Annotated in this window: 14 protein-coding genes; 7 read left to right on the forward strand and 7 right to left on the reverse strand. The window is 58.7% G+C overall.

The genetic code is table 11. The features are described 5' to 3' along the window. Positions 1-34: 34 nt before the first annotated feature. Positions 35-874, forward strand: coding sequence for a LysR family transcriptional regulator (locus Q666_RS47165; protein WP_023003369.1), 840 nt, complete (start codon positions 35-37; stop codon positions 872-874). A 102-nt stretch (positions 875-976) separates the two neighbouring features. Continuing rightward, positions 977-2401, forward strand: coding sequence for an NADP-dependent phosphogluconate dehydrogenase (gene gndA, locus Q666_RS47170; RefSeq protein WP_031270481.1), 1425 nt, complete (start codon positions 977-979; stop codon positions 2399-2401). A gap of 125 nt (positions 2402-2526) precedes the next feature. On the opposite strand, the gene Q666_RS47175 is transcribed toward gndA, so the two are convergent. The 3 genes from Q666_RS47175 to Q666_RS47185 form a co-directional block, all read right to left on the reverse strand. Continuing rightward, the gene (locus Q666_RS47175; RefSeq protein ID WP_023003367.1) at positions 2527-3345 is read right to left on the reverse strand and encodes a sugar phosphate isomerase/epimerase family protein; all 819 of its coding nucleotides are present in this window, start codon (positions 3343-3345) and stop codon (positions 2527-2529) included. 85 nt (positions 3346-3430) lie between these two features. Continuing rightward, positions 3431-4378, reverse strand: a complete 948-nt coding sequence (locus Q666_RS47180) for a glyoxylate/hydroxypyruvate reductase A (protein ID WP_023003366.1) — start codon at positions 4376-4378, stop codon at positions 3431-3433. After that, positions 4375-4788: a VOC family protein gene (locus tag Q666_RS47185; protein ID WP_023003365.1), complete on the reverse strand. Its 414-nt coding sequence runs from the start codon at positions 4786-4788 to the stop codon at positions 4375-4377. Before Q666_RS47185 ends, Q666_RS47180 begins: the two co-directional genes overlap by 4 nt. Positions 4789-4878: 90 nt before the next feature. On the opposite strand from Q666_RS47185, the gene Q666_RS47190 reads away from it, so the two are divergent. The 4 genes from Q666_RS47190 (at position 4879) to Q666_RS47205 (ending at position 9214) form a co-directional block, all read left to right on the forward strand. Beyond that, positions 4879-5751: a LysR family transcriptional regulator gene (locus tag Q666_RS47190; protein WP_023003364.1), complete on the forward strand. Its 873-nt coding sequence runs from the start codon at positions 4879-4881 to the stop codon at positions 5749-5751. A gap of 478 nt (positions 5752-6229) precedes the next feature. Next, positions 6230-7222 carry an ABC transporter substrate-binding protein gene (locus Q666_RS47195; protein ID WP_023003362.1) on the forward strand — a complete coding sequence of 331 codons (993 nt, stop codon included), beginning with the start codon at positions 6230-6232 and terminating at the stop codon, positions 7220-7222. A gap of 83 nt (positions 7223-7305) precedes the next feature. After that, a complete protein-coding gene (locus Q666_RS47200) occupies positions 7306-8190 on the forward strand; it encodes a proline/glycine betaine ABC transporter permease (RefSeq protein WP_023003361.1) in 885 nt (294 codons plus the stop codon). Continuing rightward, positions 8183-9214, forward strand: a complete 1032-nt coding sequence (locus Q666_RS47205; RefSeq protein ID WP_023003360.1) for a glycine betaine/L-proline ABC transporter ATP-binding protein — start codon at positions 8183-8185, stop codon at positions 9212-9214. Before Q666_RS47200 ends, Q666_RS47205 begins: the two co-directional genes overlap by 8 nt. 163 nt (positions 9215-9377) lie before the next feature. Here Q666_RS47205 and Q666_RS47210 read toward each other — a convergent pair whose 3' ends face one another. Genes Q666_RS47210 through Q666_RS47220 form a run of 3 tightly spaced genes read right to left on the reverse strand, consistent with a single transcriptional unit; the run spans position 9378 to position 14729 of the window. Further along, positions 9378-10718 carry an HlyD family type I secretion periplasmic adaptor subunit gene (locus Q666_RS47210; protein WP_023003359.1) on the reverse strand — a complete coding sequence of 447 codons (1341 nt, stop codon included), beginning with the start codon at positions 10716-10718 and terminating at the stop codon, positions 9378-9380. A gap of 51 nt (positions 10719-10769) precedes the next feature. Beyond that, positions 10770-12956: an ATP-binding cassette domain-containing protein gene (locus Q666_RS47215; RefSeq protein WP_023003358.1), complete on the reverse strand. Its 2187-nt coding sequence runs from the start codon at positions 12954-12956 to the stop codon at positions 10770-10772. A 9-nt stretch (positions 12957-12965) separates the two neighbouring features. Then, on the reverse strand, positions 12966-14729 hold the full coding sequence (locus tag Q666_RS47220; protein WP_023003357.1) for an ATP-binding cassette domain-containing protein: 1764 nt from the start codon (positions 14727-14729) through the stop codon (positions 12966-12968). Positions 14730-14906: 177 nt separating this feature from the next. Here Q666_RS47220 and Q666_RS47225 point away from each other — a divergent pair, with 177 nt between their 5' ends. Further along, entirely contained in the window at positions 14907-21068 is a 6162-nt protein-coding gene (locus Q666_RS47225; RefSeq protein WP_023014517.1) for a cadherin domain-containing protein, read from the forward strand. A 52-nt stretch (positions 21069-21120) separates the two neighbouring features. On the opposite strand, the gene Q666_RS47230 is transcribed toward Q666_RS47225, so the two are convergent. Continuing rightward, positions 21121-22611, reverse strand: coding sequence for a TolC family outer membrane protein (locus Q666_RS47230; RefSeq protein WP_023001174.1), 1491 nt, complete (start codon positions 22609-22611; stop codon positions 21121-21123). Between the last annotated feature and the right edge of the window lie 109 nt (positions 22612-22720).

The following is a 22720-nucleotide window of genomic DNA, read 5'->3' on the forward strand; positions in this document are numbered from 1 at the left end:
TAAAAATGAACAATCTGGCTGAAAATATCGCGCAATGACAACGTTGGCACATCTGGAAACCTTTGTTGAAGTTGCCGGTCTTGGCAGTTTCGCTGCTGCCGCCCGGCAGCTCGACTTGCCGAGGTCGACAGTGACGGCTCGTATCAAGGCACTGGAGGAAGAGCTTGGCGTTGCCCTGTTCCAGCGCACGACCAGGCAGGTGCGCCTCACGGTGGAGGGCGAGGCCTACCGGGAAAAAGTGCAGCCGGCCTTGCGGGATCTGGAGGAGGCCGGAGAACAGCTGAAATCGGCGCAGGCACCGCAGGGGATGGTGCGTATGTCCGTCCCGGTCGACCTGCCGCTGGATGTTCTGGCAGAGGCGATGGCCAGCTTCAATTTGCGATATCCGGAAGTCCGGGTCGAAGTGCATGTCAGCGATCGACCCGTTGATCTGACCGGCGAGCGGTTCGACTTCGCCCTCCGCGGCAACCGGGTTGCATCGGAAAGTGTCATCGTCCGGAAGATCGCCTCCAGTTTCCTTGTTCTTGTTGCCCGGCCGGAGCTCATGGAAGAGGCGTCGTTCGGGGAACTGTTGACGTCAGGACGGGTGATCGATCCCGCCGAAGTGCTAGAAGAGGCAGGGCAAGGAGGAGGCGCCCCTGTTTACAGGACGCGGAACCTGCAGCTTGCGCTGGCCCTGGTGCTGAATGGCGGTGTGGCGGGTATCTTGCCGAAATCGATGTGTGCCGAATTCCTGGCGGATGGACGCTTGGCCGAGGCTGCGTGTCCGGTCGATCTGCCGGAGCTGCCGCTCTTTGCGGTCCTGCCGTCACGACGGTTCATCCCCAAGCGCGTTCGCCTGCTGGTGGATCATCTGGCAAGTGCTTTCGGCTGATCGGATTTTACACGGTCTTGCCCCAACCAGACATTGCCGTTGGGCAGCTTGTCGGCTATCACCGCCCCACCAGACATTAATCGATTTATGAAAGGCATGTTCATGAGCTCAAACGGCGCGGCCGCGGAAATCGGCCTGATCGGTCTCGGTACCATGGGTGGCAACCTTGCGCTCAATATTGCCGAACATGGCTTTCAGATCGCGGTGTTCAACCGGACCACGGAGAAGACCGACCAATTCATGGCGAAGGCCGGGGAACTCGCGCCGAAACTGGTTCCGACCAAGACGCTGGAAGACTTCGTTGCATCCATCAAGACCCCGCGCGCGGTGATCCTGATGGTTCCGGCCGGTGAAGCGGTCGATGCACAGATCGAGGCTCTGCGGCCGCTGCTCGATGCAGGCGATCTCATCATCGATGCGGGCAATGCCAATTACCACGACACGAACCGCCGCGCGGCGGAAGCCGGCGAAAAAGGCCCTCGCTTCATGGGGATCGGTGTTTCCGGTGGCGAGGAAGGCGCGCGCTTCGGTCCGTCCATCATGGGCGGTGGTGCGAAGGACGCCTGGGATCAGGTCGGCCATATTCTGGAAGCGATTTCCGCCAAACACGAAGAAACGCCCTGCGCGGCCTTTCTGGGTGAAGCGGGCGCGGGTCATCTGGTCAAGACCGTCCACAACGGCATCGAGTATGCCGACATGCAGATGATTGCCGAGGTCTACGGCGTCATGCGCGACGGTTTCGGCATGTCGGCTTCAGAGATCGGGGATGTCTTCGAGAAGTGGAATGGCGGCATCCTGCAGTCCTACCTGATCGAGATTTCCGGCAAGGTTGCCAAGACGGCGGATCCGGACACCGGTAAACCGATGCTCGACATCATCCTGGACAAGGCCGGCCAGAAAGGCACTGGCCGCTGGACGGCCATCGAGGCGCTGATGCTGGGCACCCCGGCGAGCGCCATCGAGGCGGCCGTTGCCGTGCGCAACATGTCCGCGCGGTATGAGGAACGCAAGGAAGGCGAAGCCGAATTTGGCGCGGCTCCGAGCGGCATGGACCGCGAGGCCGTGACGATCGATGCGCTGGAAGCTGCTCTCGTTGCCGGCAAGATCATCTGTTATGCGCAAGGCTTCGGTCTGATCCTGGAAGCGGCCAAACAATATGGCTGGGCAATGCCCCTGCCGGAAATCGCCAAGATCTGGCGTAACGGCTGCATCATTCGCTCGTCCATGCTGAACGACATGTCGTCCGCACTGTCCGACGACGCCGAACGCAACCTGATGCTGGCGCCGTTCTTCTCGGCAAAGCTGAAGGAAACCGAAGCGATGCTTCGCCAGGTCGTTGCCCAGTCCGCGCTGCATGGTTTGCCGGTACCGGCCCTTTCGGCGGCGCTGTCCTATTTCGACATCATGCGCACAGGCCGTTCCACCGCAAACATGCTTCAGGGCCAGCGCGATTTCTTCGGCGCGCATGGCTTTGAACGCACCGACAAGGACGGCGGCGGCTACCACGGCCCCTGGGCGATGGGCTGAGGCCAAAAAATCAGACGCTCAGGCTTTCGCCTGGGCGTCATTGCGGCTCGGCGTGTGCCCTGCGAAGCACTTGTCCGCAATGACGGCGCACGGATATGCGCCGCCTCGCAGTGCCATCCTGCTGGTTACTGCGCCAGTCCAAGTGCCGCCATGTTGGCAATTGACGCCGGCAGGCCGGAATGGTCGCGCAGTTCGATGATCAGACGGGGATCACTCTCGAGTTTGGAAAGCGCGCCGAACACGGAGTGCCAGTTGATGGTGCCCTGCCCAAGCGTCCAGTGGCGGTCGGCGTATCCATCCGCGTCCTGCAGGTGGATATGGCGCAGACGATTGCCGGCGGCCCTGACGTAGTAATCGACCGGCGGGGCGCCAGTCGTGCCATGAGCATAGTGAGCGTGTCCGGTATCGATAGAGACTTTCACCGCCTGTGAACCGAAGCTCTCTGCAAGCTTTATCCGGGCATAAGGGTCCTTGTCCTCGATGTTCTCGATGACGAGTTCGCAGCCGATATCTTCTGCCCGCTTGACTGCGTCGCTCATGGTCAGGTGACAGAGCTCTATCTTGCGCTGCCGGGCATTTTCATAATTGTCGAGGTTGTTGAAGTCCCAGGTCGAATAGGGGCTGTGCACGACCATGTGGGTGCCGCCCAGTGCCTCGCAGACTTCCAGCCCCTGCAACAGGCGCTTGCGTACGATCTCGCGGACATCCACATCCATGCTGTCGACGGTGAAGCCGAAGAAGGGGCCGTGAATGCCGACACGGCCCTGATGGCCGTCCAGCAGTTTTTGGGCCTTCTCGACAATCGGTTTCCAGTCACCGTTCAGCACTTCGGCCGGCCAGAAGTCCTGAAGTTCCAGATCCCGCGGTTTGTCCAGCATCAGATTGCGATGGGTTTCCAGCGCGTCGACTGTCAGCGCGGCACCAAGAATTGGGAGATCGGTCATGAAACACCTTTGAAGGAGACGAAACGGTTGTCGCCTGATTAGAGGCTGATCCTTGACACTATTGCGACGGAGAGCGGATCAAATTTCAGTATCCACGGTCCCGGTCGACGGCTGGGGGAACCGTACCGTCTTCAAAATACCGGCCGATGTTGTCTGCCACGATCCTGGACGCTGTGCTGATGATGGTCGGGGCGGATATGTGCGGCAGCACCGTGACCTTGTCATGATCCCACAGCGGACTTGACGGTGGCAGTGGTTCTTCATCGAAGACGTCGAGAACTGCATGGCCGAGCGGGCCGTTGTCGAGTTTGTTGATGAGAGCGGCAGTGTCGATAATAGGGCCTCGGGCGAAATTGATGATCGAAGCGCCCTTCTTGCAGGCGCTCAGCTCGTCCTGGCCGATCAGCCCCCGTGTTTCATCCGTCAGCGGCATCAGCAGGACGATGAAATCGGACTGGCCGAGCACCTCCAGAAGCCCGGCGCGACCATGCCGGCAGGCTATGCCTTCAATTGATTTTTCGGTGCGGCTCCAGCCGAGCACGTTGAAGCCGTTGGCTTTCATCCGCAAGGCGGTCGCTGCGCCGAGCTTGCCAAGACCCAGAACACCAACCGTGCGTTCCTGTGGACGTTCGAGTACATGGTCCTGCCAGACCTTCTGCCGCTGCTGGGCAATGTAACGGGGCATGCCCCTGTGCAGGTAAAGCGTCCAGGCAAGAACCGCTTCCGACATGGTTTCCGCCATTTGCGGATCCGTCAGGCGGACGATCTTCGGACCGTTTGCGGGAAGCTCACCCATCAGGCGCTCCACCCCGGCCCACAGGCTTTGTACCCAGACCAGATTGGGAAGTGCCGCCACATTGGCGGGGTTCGGATTGGCGACGATGGCAACGCGCGCTTCAGATCGTTGGTCTTCCGTCAGGTCTTCGAACGGCTTGACGTCGGCGATGCCGTCGAGAGCCTTCGGCAGTGCTTCGCGCCAGCTCTGGCGCTCATCAGGGCTTGCGGAGGAAACAAAGGGAACGACGGGCCTCATGCGGCGAAAACCCCGGCTTCATCGGCAAAGCCCTTGATTTCGATTGGGTTGCCGGAAGGGTCCTTGAAAAACATGGTGCTCTGCTCGCCGGGTTGGCCCTCGAACCGGACGGTCGGGGCGATGACGAAGGCGAGGTTAGCGTCTGTCAGTTTTTGCGCAAGCGTCTTCCAGGTCTCCATGTCCAGCACCACGCCCAGGTGCGGCATCGGCACCATGTGATCACCGACCTTGCCGGTGTTGGTCGTCTCGAAAGGCTTGCCGAGATGGAGGGACACCTGATGGCCGAAGAAGTTGAAGTCGACCCAGGTCTGCGTGCTGCGACCTTCCTTGCAGCCAAGCAGGCCGCCGTAGAACGCGCGGGCTTCGTCCAGATCGGTTACGTGATAGGCAAGGTGAAAACAGGGTTGCATCGCTCGGCTCCTTTGAAAATGGATGTTGAGTAGCAGATCCGATTCAAAACATTTAAGATGTTTTTCTGCTTCTGAGCGAAGGGAAATGTTTTGGACACCCGATTTCTTGAAAGCCTGCTGGCCGTTGCCGAAACCGGATCCATTGCTGCGGCTGCGCGGCAGCAGGGGCTCACGGCCGCTGCCGTCAGCCAGCGTATTCGTGTGCTGGAAGCCGAATTGGGGGCAACGCTTCTCAACCGAACGGCACACGCAGCCCTGCCGACCGAAACCTGTTTCCGGCTGTTGCCCGCAGCACGTCGCCTTGTGCGGGACGCGGAGCAGCTGACAAACCGCATAGATGCTGATGGGTTAAGCGGTCCATTTCGGCTTGGGGCGGTATCGACGGCCCTTTCGGACAACGTGCCCGCGGTCATCCAGCAGTTCCGGCAAAAGGCGCCTCAGGCGGTGCTGACCGTTCGGCCCGGCACGTCGGCCGACCTTTACGAAGGATTGCGCAGCGGGGCGTTGGACGCGGCCATTACGGTTGCCGCCCCATTTGAATTGCCCAAGGACATCATCTGCAGAACACTGGAGGCTCAGGCTATCGTTCATGCCTTGCCGCCCGAACGCGATCTATCCAAAACCGAGGCCGGAAAACTGCCCTGGATTGTCTATGACAGGCAATCGTGGGGCGGCCGCAAACTCTGGGCGGATTTTGGCGTGTTGGTTGGCGAAGAACACATCCTTTGTGAGCTCGATGCTCCGGAAACGATCGCGCAGATGGTGTCTCAGGGAGCAGGACAGGCGATTTTGCCCGTATGGCGAGGGTTGCGGATGCATGGTCCGGAGATGACCTTGAAAGATCTTCAGGGCGGCGCCGGCCGCGAAATGGTTTTCTTGCGAAAGCACACTTGTTCCGCACCGGTACTTGCCGACCTCGTGCACAAGGTGTTACGCGATCAGGTCATCAGTACACATGGTTAAATTCGGCACTTACTGGTTGATCTTATTGAGTTTAAACACCTTTTAAGGGTGAAAAGAATCACTGTCATAGTAAGAAAATTATGTGTCATGACGAATACCGGCATTAAAATGTCGTTTGCAGGCATGTTCACGAAATTTGACGTATGAATGGTATGAGAATTGCGACTATACTGTTGTGCTAGGAGCCTCTTAATGCAATTGTATTGGTCGTTGGGCCTGAGCTCGGTACAAATACCGAGTATGACCTTCTTCTCAAGTAGAGACGGCGGTCAGGCTTATTTCGAGCAAGAACAACGTATATGCGTCAAATGAAGGCTGAATTAATAAGATTTAATCTAGAGGCCTTCACGGCTCAATTCTGTTCTCAACTCGTTATTCTTTTCCATTGGACGCGCAGGGAGGTGATTGCTTTCACGGAAGCTTTCGCGCGCCGCGCCCAATTCAATCTCAAGCAAACAGACTGCACAGGAGCATCCTCATGAAGAAGTTGTTTGTCTCGGTCGCCGCGACCGCTCTTATCGGCATGGCCTCGTCCGCCATGGCAGAAGAGTGCGGCACGGTCACCGTTGCGGAAATGAACTGGGCGTCGGCAGGCGCTATTTCGCAGATCGACAAGATCATTCTGGAAAACGGCTACGGCTGTACCGTTGAACTGGTGAGTGGCGATACCATGCCGACATTCACCTCCATGAATGAAAAAGGCGAACCGGACATGGCTCCGGAACTCTGGATCAACGCCGTGCGCGAGCCTCTCGACAAGGCAGTTGCCGAAGGTTCCCTGATCATCGGCGGTGAAATCCTGAACGAAGGCGGCGTCGAAGGCTTCTGGGTCCCGACCTATATCGCCGAAGAGCATGACATCTACACCGTCAAGGATGCCTTGGCACATCCGGAACTGTTCCCTGGCGCGGAAGACGAAAGCAAGGGTGCCTTCTTCACCTGCCCTGCAGGCTGGAACTGCCGCATCACCACCGGCAACCTGTTCCGCGCCTTCGGCTTCGACAAGGGCGGTTTCGAACTGGTCGATCCGGGTTCCGCTGCGGGCCTTGACGGTGCGTTGGCAAAAGCCAACGAGCGCAAGGAAGGCTGGCTCGGTTACTATTGGGCACCGACCGCGATCCTCGGCAAGTACGACATGACCCTGCTCGACTTCGAAGTCCCGCATGACAAGGAAGAGTGGGACACCTGCACCGTGATCGAGGACTGCCCGGAGCCGAAGCCGAACTCCTGGGTGAAGTCTGAAGTCTTTACCGTCGTCACCGACGACTTCGCCAACAAGGCAGGCCCGGCCATGGAGTACATCAAGGGCCGCACCTGGGATAACCGGACGGCCGGCAAGGTTCTTGCCTGGATGACCGACAACCAGGCTGCCAACGAAGATGGCGCATACTATTTCCTCGAAAACTTCGAAGATGTCTGGACCCAGTGGGTCAGCCCGGAAGTCGCTGAAAAAGTGAAAGCCGCGCTCTGACAGGCAAAAGAAACAACAGGGGCCGCTCCAATGGTGCGGCCCCAACCATTTGGGGCAAAAACTAAACCATCGGGACAACAAAGATGGATTGGATAGAATTTCCATCGCTGGGTCGAACAGACCTGCTGGCGATCAAGAAGACAATCGACGGTTCGTTCAGAGGTTTCACCAGAACCTACGGCGACTATATCGACAACTTTTTCAACCCCTTGCAAGATTTCCTGGTCTTCCTCGAAAACCTTCTGATCAACTCGCCCTGGCCGATCATTCTCGCGGTTTTCGCGCTGGCGGTTTACTTTTTGAGCCGAAAGATCAGTGTTACGGTCGGAACGGTACTGGCCCTGGTGTTCATCGGGGTGTTCGGGCTCTGGGAAGACACCATGCGCACCGTCGCCATGGTTACCGTATGCACCTTGCTGGCAATTGTTCTGGGAATTCCGATCGGCATCGTGATGGCGCGGTCCGATCGTGTTCAGGGTTTCGTCAATCCGATCCTGGACCTGATGCAGACGATGCCGAGCTTCGTCTACCTCATTCCCGTTGTGATGATTTTCGGTATCGGCAAGGTCCCGGGTCTGATAGCCGTCGTGATTTACGCCATTCCGCCGATGATCCGCCTGACAAATCTGGGTATCCGGCTTGTCGATACGGATGTGCTTGAAGCTGCTGATGCCTTTGGATCCAGCGCCCGTCAGAAGCTGATGAACGTTCAGCTTCCGTTGGCTTTGCCGACCATCATGGCCGGGATCAACCAGTGCATCATGATGTCGCTTTCCATGGTTGTTGTCGCTTCCATGATCGGCGTACGTGGACTTGGGCAGGAAGTGCTTGTTGCCATTAACAACCAGTACCTGACCGCAGGTATGCTCAGCGGCCTGTCCATCGTCGCGATCGCCATCATCTTCGACCGCGCAACCCAGGCTTTCGGCAAGCGCCTTCAGAAACACTCGGAGGTGGTTCATGGCTGAGGCAACGGGTATCGAGATCAAGAATCTCTACAAGATCTTCGGATCGAACGGCAAGGAGATGGTCAAGAAGGTCAAGGACGGCATGTCCAAGTCCGAGTTGAACGAGAAATTCAACCATGTGCTTGGCCTCAACGACATCAACATCTCCATGCCAGGTGGCAAGATCCAGGTGGTGATGGGCCTTTCCGGCTCGGGCAAATCCACCTTGATCCGCCATATCAACCGGTTGATCGACCCGACCGATGGCGAAGTGCTTTATGGCAACGATGATGTCTGCAAGATGTCTCAGGCAGAGCTTCGGGAATTCCGCCGCCACAAGACGGCGATGGTGTTCCAGAAGTTCGCGCTGCTGCCACACCGCACGGTGATGAAGAACGCCATCTATGGTCTGGAAATCCAGGGTGTGCCGGTCAAGCAAGCTGAAGAGCGTGCGGCCCGCTGGATTGCCCGCGTCGGGCTGGAAGGGTTCGAGAACCACTATCCCAACCAGCTGTCCGGCGGCATGCAGCAGCGTGTGGGGCTTGCGCGCGCACTCACCAACGATGCTGACATTCTGCTGATGGACGAGGCGTTCTCGGCGCTCGACCCGCTAATCCGCATGGACATGCAGACCGTGCTTCTCGACCTTCAGGAAGAGCTGCACAAGACCATCGTCTTCATCACCCACGATCTGGACGAGGCGCTGCGCCTTGGCGACAGGATCGCGATCCTGCGCGACGGGGCAGTTGTGCAGCAAGGGACCGGGCAGGAAATCGTTCTGAAGCCTGCGGACGCCTACATTGCCGACTTCGTCAAGGAAGTGAACCGTGGCCGGGTGATCCTGGTCGACACGGTCATGGATACGTCCCGGACGCTGGAAAACGGACCGACGATTTCCAGCGGCATCCTGCTGGAAGAAGCGGCCCGGACCTTTGCCGACACGGGCGAGGGCGAGGCAAACATCGTCAACAGCGATGGCCGTCCGATCGGCGTGCTCAACGTGCATGACACGATCTATGCGATGGTGACGCCGGCAACCCACTGAGCCAATGAAGTGTGAAAACGTCAAAACCCCGGAGTTCGCTCCGGGGTTTTTTGTATCCTGGGCGGCGACCTCCACTCTTTCTCGGAAGAAGCCCCGGTGTATCTGCAAGAAGAAAAAGCCCCGGAGTGTTTCCGGGGCTTCAGGATTTCCGGAAAACTCGACTTCAGCGCTCTGTGAAGATCGTTCGTGCCGCACGTGTTACAGGGTGCAGCAGGTAAAGGAGGATCGATTTCGATCCGGTGACCACTTGGGCGTTGACCTGCATGCCAGGGCGGATCGGCCGTTCGTGTGAACCGGCGCCGATGACCTGGCCGGGAAAGGCGAGGGTTGCCTTGAAGTAGTATTCGCCGAATTCGTCCTGGAAACTCGAGGCGGAAATGGTCTCCACTTCCGCGGCCACGGTGCCATAGATGTTCGGGTCGTAGCTGGTGATCGTGATGTCGGCCCTGTCGCCGATGTTGATATGGCCGACGTCCTTCGGATTGACCTTCACCTCGGCAACGAGGTTTTCGGACAGGGGGACGATCTCGGCAATCAGATCGCCGGGATTGACGACTGCACCACGACCGGTCGGGCCAAGGCTCTTGACGTAACCTGCCACCGGCGCCTTCACGAACAGGCGGTCCTGCCGGTCTTTCAGTTTGGCGATTTCCTGTTTCAGTTCGTCGCGCTCCTGGGCAATCCTGGCGCGCTCGTCGGCGACATCCCGGTTCACTTCGGCGCCGGCCTGACTGAGGCTGGCCTGGGCTTCGGTCAGCATTTCACGGGCCTGTGCGAGATTGCCGAACAGCTGTTCAAGTGTGACCTGCGACCGCTGAAAATCCCCCTTGGCCTCCAGGAAGCGGCGACGCGACGTGTAGCCGTCTTTCAGCAAACCTTCCTGGATCTGGAATTTTTCCTTTTCCAGTTCGACCTGAGATTTTTGAAGTTCGACCTGTGCTTCCAGGCTGACCACTTCGGCACGCCTCTGGGCGACACGTGCGGTGTAGGCTTCCTGTTCGTCGGCAACCGCCTTGCGGTTGGCGGTCAAGGCCGCCCGTTGCTGGGTGCTCAGGCCATCCACCGACGGATCCAGGCGCAGGCCAACGGTGTTGGCATCGCTGTATTCCTGTGCAAGCAGACGGCGTTCCTCAAGTTCCAGATAGCTGAGACGGCTTTGAATGCGGGCGAGTTCCGTGGTCGTATCCTGTTTTTCCAGGTGGGCGAGTGGGTCTCCGGCCTGTACCAGCTGGCCTTCCTCAACAAGGATCTCCGAGACGATGCCGCCTTCCAGGTGCTCCACTTTCAAAATCTGGCCGGCAGGCGCTATCTCCCCGATCGTGTTGGCCACTTCCCGGATCTGGCCGACGGCAGCCCACAGCAACAGGAAGCCGGTCGCGATGGTCAGTCCCATGAGGAGGCGTGAATAAAAGGCCGGGGGTACGCCGTCTTCCAATTCCAGCGGAAGGCCGACGCGGCCGTAGACCGCCTTGCGGAGAGTGTCGGGATCGTCTTTTGCTGCCATTGGAAAGTCCTCGGCGGTTGTCTTGCGGCGGGCCGGCGACGGCCCCGTACGTTATTTCGATTGCTGCTTGAGCACGTCTTCAAGGATGTCCTTCGGGGCTCCGGCTATCGCCACCATGCCGTTCTGCATGTAGACGAGGTTGTCTGCCATGCGCATGTGGCTGGGGCGGTAGGTCGTGATGACGACGGTCGACTTGCCGCGAACCTGGTCGATCTTCTTCATCAGGAACTTGTCGCCTTCGAAATCCAGATTTCCGGCAGGGTTATCGAGCAGATAGATCGGGGCAGGGCGCATGAAGGCTCTGGCCAGCAGCAGGCGTTGTTTGACGTTGTCCGGCAGCACTTCGATCAGCTGGCCGGTCAACCGGGTCTCCACACCCTGGGGCAGAAGCTCGCCATAGGCGTTGAGGCCGAATTCCTCGAAGGCCTTGCGAACCTGATCGTTGTCCGCCTGCGGATTGGCCATGCGGAAGTTCTGCGCAATCGTACCGTAGAAGAAATCGTGGTGTTCCGGTGCATAGCCGATGGAGTTGCGCCATTCGCCCGGGTCGAGCTGGCGGATGTCGAGATCGTCGACAAGGACAGCGCCCATCTGGGGTCGATAAAGCCCGAGTACGGCCCGCACCAGCGAGGTCTTGCCGCAGCCGCTCGGGCCGGTGATCGCGGTTACGGATCCCTGCTCCATCTGAAGCGAAAAATTGCGCAAGGCCGGTTCCTGGCGGGAAGGGTAGCGCAGCACGACGTTGGAAAAGCGGATCGTGCCCTGGAACTGGCGGTGCAGGCTCGGCAGCCTGCCGGGCTGGCGTTCCATTTCGATTTTCAGAAGGCTGTTGATCCGTTCGATCGTCTGCTGGGCCTGGCCCAGTTGCGATACGCTGAGAAAGGCCTGATGCATCGGGCTGAGCGCACGCCAGGAAAGGGCCATGACGGCAATGAGCGCGCCTTGAGAAAGGTCCTGGTTCATGACCAGAACGGCTCCGAAACCGAGGACACCGATGCCGCACAGGGTCATGAACATCTGCGAGACCACTTGCATGACCTGCGACAGTTGCCTCGTCTTCAGGTTCTTCAGCGCAAAGTCTGCGGAAATCGCCCGGTATTTCTCGACCCAGATGTCGTCGGCGGACAGTTCCCGGATGGCCTTTCGCTTCGACAGGATCTCCACGGTGATGTTCTGCATGCGCGATTTTGCATCGCCGGCCTGATTGATTGCCTGTTTCATGCGCGGAACGATGAGCATGGCCGACAGGACATAGAGCACCAGTAGCCCAGCCGGCAGCAGTGCCAGCGGCCCGCCAATGAAGCCGAGAACCATGACGAAAATCACCGAGAAGGGAAGGTCGATCAACGCATTGGCGAGATTTCCGTGAAAGACGTCCCGCACGCCGTCGAACTGCTTCAGACGGGTGATTTGCGCTCCGATGGGGGCAGACGAAATCAGGGGGAGCGGCAGATGCAGGAAATGGCGGAAGGTGGTGTTGGCGACCACCGCGTCGAGCCTGGCGCCCAGGTAAGCCTGGAGATGCGATTTGGTGCCTCTGACCATCCAGTCCATGATCAGCACAAGCGCAATGCCGATCAGCAGCGTGACCAGCACGGAAACGGATTTGGCGCCGATAGCCTTGTCGTAAACGCTCATGACAAAGAGCGGCAGACCGAGCGCCAGGATGTTCGACAGCAGGCCGACGGTCATGATCGACAGCACCGTGCCCCTGAACTGATGGAACAGGCGGGAGGACCAGTGCTGAAAACCGGCGCTTTCGGTGCTGTCATCCGGCTCGATCACGAAGATCTCGGCATCCTTGAGTTCGCTGAAGGCAATGGCGACCGTGCGATGAGCCTCGCCGCTGTAGGCCTGGAACCGGCCGTCGCTCGTGCGCCCCAGGCCGACCAGTAGATTGTCTCCGTGTTTCACCAGGCAGGGAAACTGTTCCGCGGTCAGCTGCTTTGCGGACCGTCCGGTCGGAGTGACCCGAAAGTTCAGCCGGGTCAGCACGGCGCGAAGGTCGAAGATGCCCTTTATGCCTTCAAGGTGAGGCAGGGCTTCGAAGAGATGGCGTTCCATGCCATCCCAACCGAGAGCTTCCAGCAGGGGCAGCAAACAGGCCTCTGCCGGAGACGCGCGGTCGATCGTACTGCCTGAATGCTGCTGGACACGGGTTTCCAGGTTCATCCGGCTTTCTGCCGGGTTCAGATTCTGAAAGATCGAGTCCGCGTTTTCAAAAGCCGCCAGGGACATGTTCAGCTCCTAAGCCTGCTTTTTGGTGTCGGCAGGCTCGCGCCGCCGCAATTTGTATCGAGGGGTGTTCGGCGTGTTCGGCAAGGCGCTAATCCGGCCGTGCTCCATCAGAAACTGCTTGTCGGCAATGGCGCGGAAAGAAGGGCGGTGGCTGACGATCAATGTCGTCAACTGGCCTTTGAGCCGCTTCAACGCTTCAACGAGCTGGGCTTCGCTCTTGTGGTCGAGAGCGCCATTGGCATCGTTGAGGATAAGGATCTTCGGTTCGCCTGCGAGCGCGCGCGCAATGGCAATGCGCTGTACCATGCTGTCGGTGAGATTTTCTTCAATCGCGTTGCCGAGCATTGTGTCGTAGCCCAGCGGCAGCAGGTGAATGTCCTTTTCAAGGCCGATCAGGTCAGCGGCCATGCGGGCTTTTTGCGGGCTCGCGCGAGATCCGAAGAGAGTCAGGTTCTGCAGGATCGTGCCGGCGAACATCTGGGCGTCGTTGCTGACGTAGGCGATGTGCCGGCACAGATACCGGTGGTCGACACCGTAAAGATCCTGTCCGTCTATCATGATCTTGCCGGAGGTCGGTTCGATATCACCGGAAATCAGGCGAGCAAGCGTCGTTCGGCCGCTGCCGTCGCTGCCCTCAAAGGCAACCGTTTCTCCTGCATTGATCGTCAGGCTCAGATTCTGGACAGGCACGATCGCATCGCTGCGCGCGGCGAAGCTGGCATTTTGCAGCTTGATGTTGCCGACAATTGTCAGGTTCCTGTTTCCTGATCGCTCTTCCTTTGGCAAATCGAACAGGGCGCGCGCTTCGCGGAAGTCATGTTTGACCCGCTGCATGTCCGTCCAGTGGTTGATGCCGCGCAGCAGGGGCTGCACGACCTGACCTGCCAGCAGGGTGCAGGCCGCAACCGCCCCGACACTGATGAACCCGGACATGACCATGAGGGCCCCGGCCGACACCACGCAGACCGTTGTGAGGACGGTGAAGAACCCGGAGGAATTCCGTGCCCGGTTGTTGAGATCGATATAGTCGTAGCCAAGGCGAGAATTTTGCGTCTGCAGGCGTTCAAACCTGCGCAGGATGACCGGCTCGAAGGCCATGGCCTTGATGGTGTTGAGGCCGGACAGGACCTCGAAGATGAAATCGTATTTTCGCTGATCCTGCTCCGCGCGTTTTTCAATCAGGCTGTCGATCCTTGTATTTAGAGCGGCGGTTCTCAGGGCAAACAAGGCCAGGAGAACAAGCGGCACGAAGCCGATCGGCCCCCCGATAAGAAACAGGACGGCAAGAAAGAGGAGGCTGGCGGGAAGGTCGATTGCCAGGAGGCGGGCCTGACCACCGTAATGGTCACCCATTGCTTGCAGCGAGCGCAGCGCGTCCAGGTGTTTGGTCACCGTCGCCTCAGAGTTGATGTCCGCTCTGGAGTGCAGAAGACGTCTGGCTGCTTCGACGTTGGCCTGGTGGGTGAAAGAGGCTGCAAGCCAGCCTGTCAGATACGACCGTGTCGTTTTCAGAACTGCATCGATCACCAGAACGAAACCCAGTCCTGCGATCAGGATGACGAGCGTGTCGGTCGATTTGTTCGGCAGAATCCGGTCATAGACCTGCAAGATGGTCAGTGGCATCGCCAGACCGAGGATATTGATCAGGATGGAAGCGGTTATCACCGAGCGCGGGAGTTTCGGTGTTGATACTTTTTCTCCGGTTTCGGAGGAAAAAAACTCCAGTTGCGGCAGTTTGATACTGGAAAAAGTATCAGTGATAAAAGATGCCATAGTAAGCGCCTCCTTGAATACATTAAGGCGCGTAATTGTTTCAAAACCGTTTACCAAAAATACCACAAATTCTAAATTTACATCAAGTTATACATGTAATTCGAAGATTGAAGTTGGTTTTTATTAAGGTAACCCTGCGTGTGATGACGTTTGGTTTTAACGGAGCACGTGCAAGTCATGGCCGACACCGATACTTCAGCGAATGCAGGCAAGCCCGGCGTTTCTTCTTCAACGGAGACCGCAGCAAAGTCCAACGGCGGATCAGAACCGTCGCCTGCACGCATGGAGGCTCAAGCAGGCGATCCCTACCGCCCGGCCGGTGGCAATGATTATTCCCTGTCCGTGGAACCGGAAGATACCGGTGAAGCAACCTTGGCGAACCTTTATCAGGCTGTGCCCCTCGAGGATCGAGGATCTGGTGCTTCAACCCAGGATGCCGAGGGACTTGGCGGCGACGGCGGCAGAGACGGCCAGGGTGCGCATGGGGGGCTGGGTCAGGGATTGGGCGGAGCTGGAGCCGGTGACACGCTACTACCGGACGGCGGTACCGAAGTGGCCGAAACCGCAGATGGTGGTCCAAACGATGACGGCGGCCTTGGCGACGGTGCCGTTCCGGAAGCGCGTGGTCTCGACCCGACGTTGTCTCAATTCGATCTGGGCGGCGATGGCATTCAGTCATCGGGCTCCCAGGTTGGTGACGGAACCAGCGGCGGAGGCGGAGGTGCTGGTGAAGGCGGCGATGGTGGGAACACCGGGGTCGGCCCTGTCGAGGACGTCGACAGCACCGACAATTTTGTAACGGAAAACGCCGCAGGGGGTACCGTTGTCGGCGTGGTCGCCTTTGCGAATGATCCGGATGCGACGGATACGGTCACCTACTCGATCATAGACAGCCGGTTCGAGATCGATCCGGATACGGGCGTTATTACCGTTGCCGATGGCGCGGTGATTGATCGCGAGACGACCCCCTATATCGATATTGAAGTCACTGCCACCTCAACGGATGGTTCGACTTCTACCGGAACCTTCCGGGTCACGGTGGGCGACGAGAACGAGTTCGGCATTGGACCGGTGACGGACGTTGATGGTGCCAACAACTTCGTCCAGGAGAACTCGGCCGGTGGCACGGTTGTCGGCGTGACGGCGTTTGCCGAAGATCCGGATGCGACGGACACGGTTTCCTATTCCATCACCGATGGTCGGTTCGAGATCGACCCGGATACGGGCGTGATTACCGTTGCCGATGGCGCAGTGATTGACCGAGAGACAACCCCCTATATCGACATCGAGGTGACGGCAACGTCAACGGATGGGTCAACCTCGACCGGGACCTTCCGGATTATTGTCGGAGACGCGAACGAATTCGACATTGGCCCGGTGACGGACGTGGACGGAGACGACAACTTCGTCCAGGAGAACTCCGTGGGCGGCACCGTTGTCGGCGTGACGGCGTTTGCTGAAGACCCGGATGCAACGGACACGGTCACCTATTCCATCACCGATAGTCGGTTCGAAATCGATCCGGATACGGGCGTGATTACCGTTGCCGATGGCGCGGTGATCGACCGCGAGACGACGCCTTTTATCGATATTGAAGTGACGGCGACGTCCACGGATGGATCGACTTCGACCGGTACCTTCCGGGTCGCGGTCGGAGACGCGAACGAATTCGACATCGGCCCAGTGACGGATGCGGACGGAGCCGACAACTTCGTTCAGGAGAACTCCGTCGGTGGCACGGTTGTCGGTGTGACGGCGTTTGCTGAAGACCCGGATGCGACGGACACGGTTTCCTATTCCATCACCGATAGTCGGTTCGATATCGACCCGGATACGGGCGTTATTACCGTTGCTGATGGCGCGGTGATTGATCGCGAGACGACCCCCTATATCGATATTGAAGTGACGGCGATGTCCACGGATGGATCGACTTCGACAGGAACCTTCCGGATCACGGTGGGCGACGAGAATGAGTTCGACATTGGCCCGGTGACGGACGTTGATGGTGCCGACAACTTCGTCCAGGAGAACTCCGCCGGTGGTACAGTCGTTGGTGTGACGGCGTTTGCCGAGGATCCGGATGCGACCGACACGGTCACCTATTCCATCACAGACAGCCGGTTCGAGATCGACCCGGACACGGGCGTGATTACCGTTGCCGTTGGCGCGGTGATCGACCGCGAGACGACGCCTTTTATCGATATTGAAGTGACGGCGACGTCCACGGATGGATCGACTTCGACCGGTACCTTCCGGGTCGCGGTCGGAGACGCGAACGAATTCGACATCGGCCCAGTGACGGATGCGGACGGAGCCGACAACTTCGTTCAGGAGAACTCCGTCGGTGGCACGGTTGTCGGTGTGACGGCGTTTGCTGAAGACCCGGATGCGACGGACACGGTTTCCTATTCCATCACCGATAGTCGGTTCGATATCGACCCGGATACGGGCGTTATTACCGTTGCTGATGGCGCGGTGATTGATCGCGAGACGACCCCCTATATCGATATTGAAGTGACGGCAACGTCAACGGATGGCTCGACTGCTACCGGCACCTTCCGGATCACGGTGGGCGACGAGAACGAGTTCGACATTGGCCCGGTGACGGACGTTGACGGTACCGACAACTTCGTCCAGGAGAACTCCGCCGGTGGCACGGTTGTCGGTGTGACGGCGTTCGCCGAAGATCCGGATGCAACGGACACGGTCACCTATTCCATCACGGACAGTTGGTTCGAGATCGACCCAGACACGGGCGTGATTACTGTCGCTGATGGCGCGGTGATTGACCGCGAAACGACCCCCTATATCGATATTGAAGTCACTGCCACGTCAACGGATGGGTCAACCTCTACTGGTACCTTCCGGATTATTGTGGGCGACGAAAACGAATTCGATATCGGGCCGGTGAGCGACATCGACCCGGAAGCCAACAGCATTTCAGAGACCGCCAATGGGGGCGAATTTGCCGGGATCACTGCCTTCGCCGAGGATCCTGATCCGGCGGACAGTGTCACCTACCAGCTGACTGGTGACGACAGGTTCGAGATCGATCCGGACACAGGTGTCATCACCGTAAAAGATGGCGCGACGTTCGATGCGGAAACAGAACCTTCCATCGAGATGACTGTCACCGCAACGTCAACGGATGGCTCTTCCTCAACGAAGACCTTCACCGTGACCGTGACAGACAGTAATGAAGCACCGGATCTGATCGTTCATCTGGAAAACGGCTCAGAACAGTTTGTCGTCAACGGCAGCTTCGAAATCCATGACGGGGTTCACGGCGGACCCGCCGGGTCCGGCTGGTACGAAAATCCAACTTCGATCGAGGGTTGGACCTACGACAACGTTGATGTGCATGAGGCGGGGCACAATAGTTACGGCGCGACAGACGGCGATCATCATCTGGACCTTGCAGCCATGAACAATGGCTGGGCTTCGCAGCAAATAGAGGGACAGCTTGATGGTCAGGTCTATCATCTGACATTCGACATGAAGTCGCGCGGCGGCGTGGGGGAAAGTGTCGCCGAGGTCTATTGGAACGGCGAGTTGATCGACACGATCGACCCGGCCACTACGGGAACGGGCTGGCAGGCCTATGCCTATGACATCGTTGGCGGATCCGGCGACGGCTCCAATACGCTGACATTCGTTGAGATCGGTTCCGATAATCTGGGTGGTGCGCTGATCGACAGTGTGTCCATCGTTTCCGATAACCGCACTGCGGTCGTCGAGGAATATTACGGCGCCGAGATTGCTCCCTTGTCAGTATTCGATCCGGATGTGGGCGATACGCATACATTCACGGTTTCGGACGACCGGTTTGAGGTGGTCGTATCCGGCGACAGATACCTGCTCAAATTGAAAGACGATCAGGCCTTCGATTACGAAACCGAGACTCAGGTGACCCTTGAGGTGACGGCAACCGACCAGGGGGGGCTTTCCGACACAGAGATCGTGGTGATCGACGTGATCGATATCGACGACACCAATTCTCCCATCGGTCCGCTCACCGACATTGATGCCAGCGCGAACCAGGTTCTTGAAAACGCCGCTGCAGGCGCCGTCGTGGGTCTGACTGCCTTTGCAAACGATCCGGATGCAGGCGACAGCGTGAGTTATCAGCTCAGCGGTGACGCGCGCTTCGAGATCGATCCGGTTTCAGGGGTGATCACCGTTGCCAGTGGGGCAAGCTTCGACAAGGAAACCGAACCGGAAATCGATGTTCTGGTGACAGCTACTTCGACTGACGGATCAGTCTCGACTGAAACTTTCACGATTGCGATTGCCGATGCCAATGAGGCGCCGGACCTCGACTTCGATCCGGAGCTTGGACCGGGTGTTTCCGTGACGCTGACCTTTGTCGAGGAATACGCCGGCCACAGCAATGTGCTTGGTGTCTTCTACGTGGATGGCAACGGCAATCCCATGGCCGGCGAAATCGTCTGGGTCAACCAGAACCAATTGACACCGGGCGATACGGCGACCCTCTATCTGGAAGGCGTCGAAGCGAGCGAAATCGGCTATTTCCTGATCCCGGATGGTGCAGACACGAACACTGGTCTTCTTGCCGGTGACAAGGTGACGTTCCAGAAGGACGGGCAGGGGAACTGGCAGGCCGTCGGACCTGACGGGACGCTGCTGGTCGGGGCCGAGGTCAATGTTCTTTTCTCCGGCAACGGGTCACTCAATCCGGATGGATACGACTACACGGTGGAAAGCGGCATCAGGATCGGCTTTGAGGACATTGCCGGCGGGGGTGACGAGGATTTCGACGACGTCGTCTTTGACCAGACAACTTTCGAAACCACTGCTCGTGCCGCGGTCTATGAAGAAGATCCGGGGGCGGAAATCGGTACCTTGTCGGTATTCGATCCCGATGTCGGCGATACGCACAGTTTCACGGTTTCCGATAGTCGCTTCGAGGTCATATCGATCAACGGTGAGAACATTCTCAAACTGAAGGACGGTGTGGCGCTCGATTATGAGACCGAGACCCAGGTGAGCGTTGAGGTTACCGTTACCGATAGCGGCGGGCTGTCGGACACGGAAACCATCGTGATCGACGTCATCGACGTGGAGCCGGAAGGGCCTGCCGACGACAATGAGCCGATCGGGCCTGTCAGGGATGTCGATACGGCCCAGAATCTGGTTGCGGCGACAGCTGCTGCCGGAATGGTGATCGGCCTGACGGCATTTGCGGTAGATGCCGACGCCGGAGACACGGTGACCTATTCCATCGACGACAGCCGGTTTGATATCGACGCAGACACCGGTGTGGTGACCCTCGCCAATGGTGCAGCACTGGTTGCAGGCGAGACCATCGACGTGACGATCACCGCCACATCAAGTGATGGATCCCAGTCGAGCGCGGTTTTTCCCGTGACGGTGACTTCGGGTGTGACTGAGAACGCGCCGCCTGATCTGATCGTCGGCAACGCGATCTACCGGCCGGACCAGGGCAACAAGCACTGGGACGATCATCATGATGGCCATTGGGGGCATATCCAGGACGGGGAAACGGGGCACTATCATGAAGATGACGGTGTCCACGGTCAGACCTATCACGGCCACGACGACGACTGTACGGGCAACGAATATCACGTTCCCGAAAACCAGACAGGTGTCGAACTTATCGAACTTTCGGTAGTGGACCCCGATATCGGCGACACGCACACCTTCACGGTGTCGGATGACCGGTTTGAAGTCGTCAGCAACGGCGACAGTTATCTGCTGAAGCTGAAGGATGATGCGGCAGTCGACTACGAAACGGAGCAAAGCATCACGATAGACGTTACCGCGACGGACAGCGGAGGCTTGTCGGATGCCGAGACAATTACTCTGGATGTGGTCGACTTTGATGATGTGCCCCTGTGCGAGGTCGGGACAAGTAATGCCGATACGATTGTTGGGGGCGATTTCGTGGACAGCATTTCCGGACTTGGCGGAAATGACATCCTGCTGGGCCAGGGGGGCAACGACCTCATCTATGGCGGGGCTGGTGACGATGTGATCCGGGGTGGCGCGGGCGACGACGTTCTTTCCGGCGGTGACGGGTCGGATCTGTTCGCCTACATGCTCGGCGACGGGCATGACAGCATTTACGGCGGTGCCGGCGGGAGCTGGATCGATATCGTCGATCTGAGCAAGGCCGCCGATGGCACCGATATCGGAACTTATGGTGTCGACTGGTCCATCACCATGACGGAAGGTTCCATCGAGAGCATCGATGCAGCGGCGGGCGAGATCACCCTTTCGCAGGATTCGGGGGGCTACATCGAGTTTGCCGATGGCGGACGCATCGACTTCACGGATCTGGAAGGCGTTCAGTACTGATCTGCAGGAATGAAAAAAGCGGGCTTGTTACGCCCGCTTTTTGTGTTGCCTGTTATTGAATCGGAGGCAGTGGTTCTGTCTCGATAAAGACGGTGTCGCTGGTCACGACCTCGACGACGGTCGACTGGAAGACATCGTTTTCCGACGGTCCAAGGCGAAGGTCCCAGGTATTGAACTCAGGCATGAGGCGCGGGATCGGTGCCGGCCGTTCCTCGATGATCCCGAAATGCTGCGGCGCCAGCCGGCCAATGTTGGCCAGCAGGAAGAAGTCCGCAATGCGGCTGTCATAGCGTGCCCGGACATGGTCGACCTTGCTGAGCAATAGTTCGCGCTCGCCGTCCAGAACATCGAGCAGGGACCGCTGACCGCTGTCGAATTCCACCTGCAGGCCCTTGACCGCGCGCTGATTGGCCTCAATCGCGCGCTTTACCGCCTTGACCTTCAGTCTTGAGGCAGCCCGCTGCTTCATCGCGCGGACAACGTTCTCGCGGATGATCTGTTGGGTGTCGTCCAGCTCGTATTCCTGTTGGGCTGCCGTGAAGTTTGCGCGTTTGACCGCGGCAATGTTGCGGCCACCGGTGAAGAAAGGGGCCGTGACGCGCACGCCAAAGCGGAAGTCTTCTTCGTCCTGATTGCCAAGGTTGCCCTGGTAACCTGTTTGCCATTCGCTCTCCAGCGAGACACGCGGCAGCATGTCGCCGACTGCGGCGCGTGCGGCGTAACGTGCGGCCCTTGCATCTGCCGTTGCGGCGCGGATGGACGGATTGTTCTGCAGCGCGACGTTGATCGCGTCATTCAGACCGGCGGGCTCGATTGTCTGTGGAATGCCAGGCCAGCCGAGCTTGCCCGGCTTTTGTCCGGTCAGGCGCTCATAAACAGCTTCGGAGGCTTCCAGGTCGCCGACCGCCTGGTCGGAGTTCCCCTGCGCTTCACCGAGACGGGCAAGCGCCTGTTCGATATCGGTGCGCGTTGCGTCTCCCGACTTGTAACGGGCGCGGGCGGCGTTCACTTCCCGTTGCACCACGTTGGTATAGGCCCGCAGGTGAGCGAGGATCGCCCGATCGCGAACAACGCGCAGATAGGCATCAGCTGTATTGAACAGCAGCGTCTGTTCGGCGCCAATGAGCTGGTTGCGACCGGAATTCGCTTCCTCATGAGCCTGGTTCAGCCGATTGACACCGGCAAAACCCTGAAACACCGTCTGGGACATGGAAATGCCCAGCTCGTGGAAGAACGACCTGTCGCTGTTGCCGCTGCGCTCGCTGCGGAAGGCGTTCTGTTCTCCCAGGTATGTGCCGGTAACCGTCGGCAGAAACTCGGACCTGGCGGTCCAGACGTCCTGGTTGGTCGCTTCGTAACGCGACCGTTCCGCCTTGAGGCCCGGGTTGATGGCGTAGGCCGACCCCATGGCTTCTTCGAGCGACTGGGCGGATACGGTTGCGCTGGCGAAGGACAGGCTGATCAGTGACGCGCCTGCCAGCAGACCGGCAAGGCGGGTTTTCAATCCGTGCATCAGTTTGGCGGGGGCAGGGAAGGTCGTCATTGCAGCACCGTGATCGTTGTCTGCCCTTAAGGTAAAATTTTATAGTTAATCAAAAGTAAGTTGAGATTAGAGAATATGGCCAAGAGTTTTCAGTAATTACCCTAGGGTA

This window comes from Labrenzia sp. C1B70, assembly GCF_000475395.1.
Taxonomy (GTDB): domain Bacteria; phylum Pseudomonadota; class Alphaproteobacteria; order Rhizobiales; family Stappiaceae; genus Roseibium; species Roseibium algicola.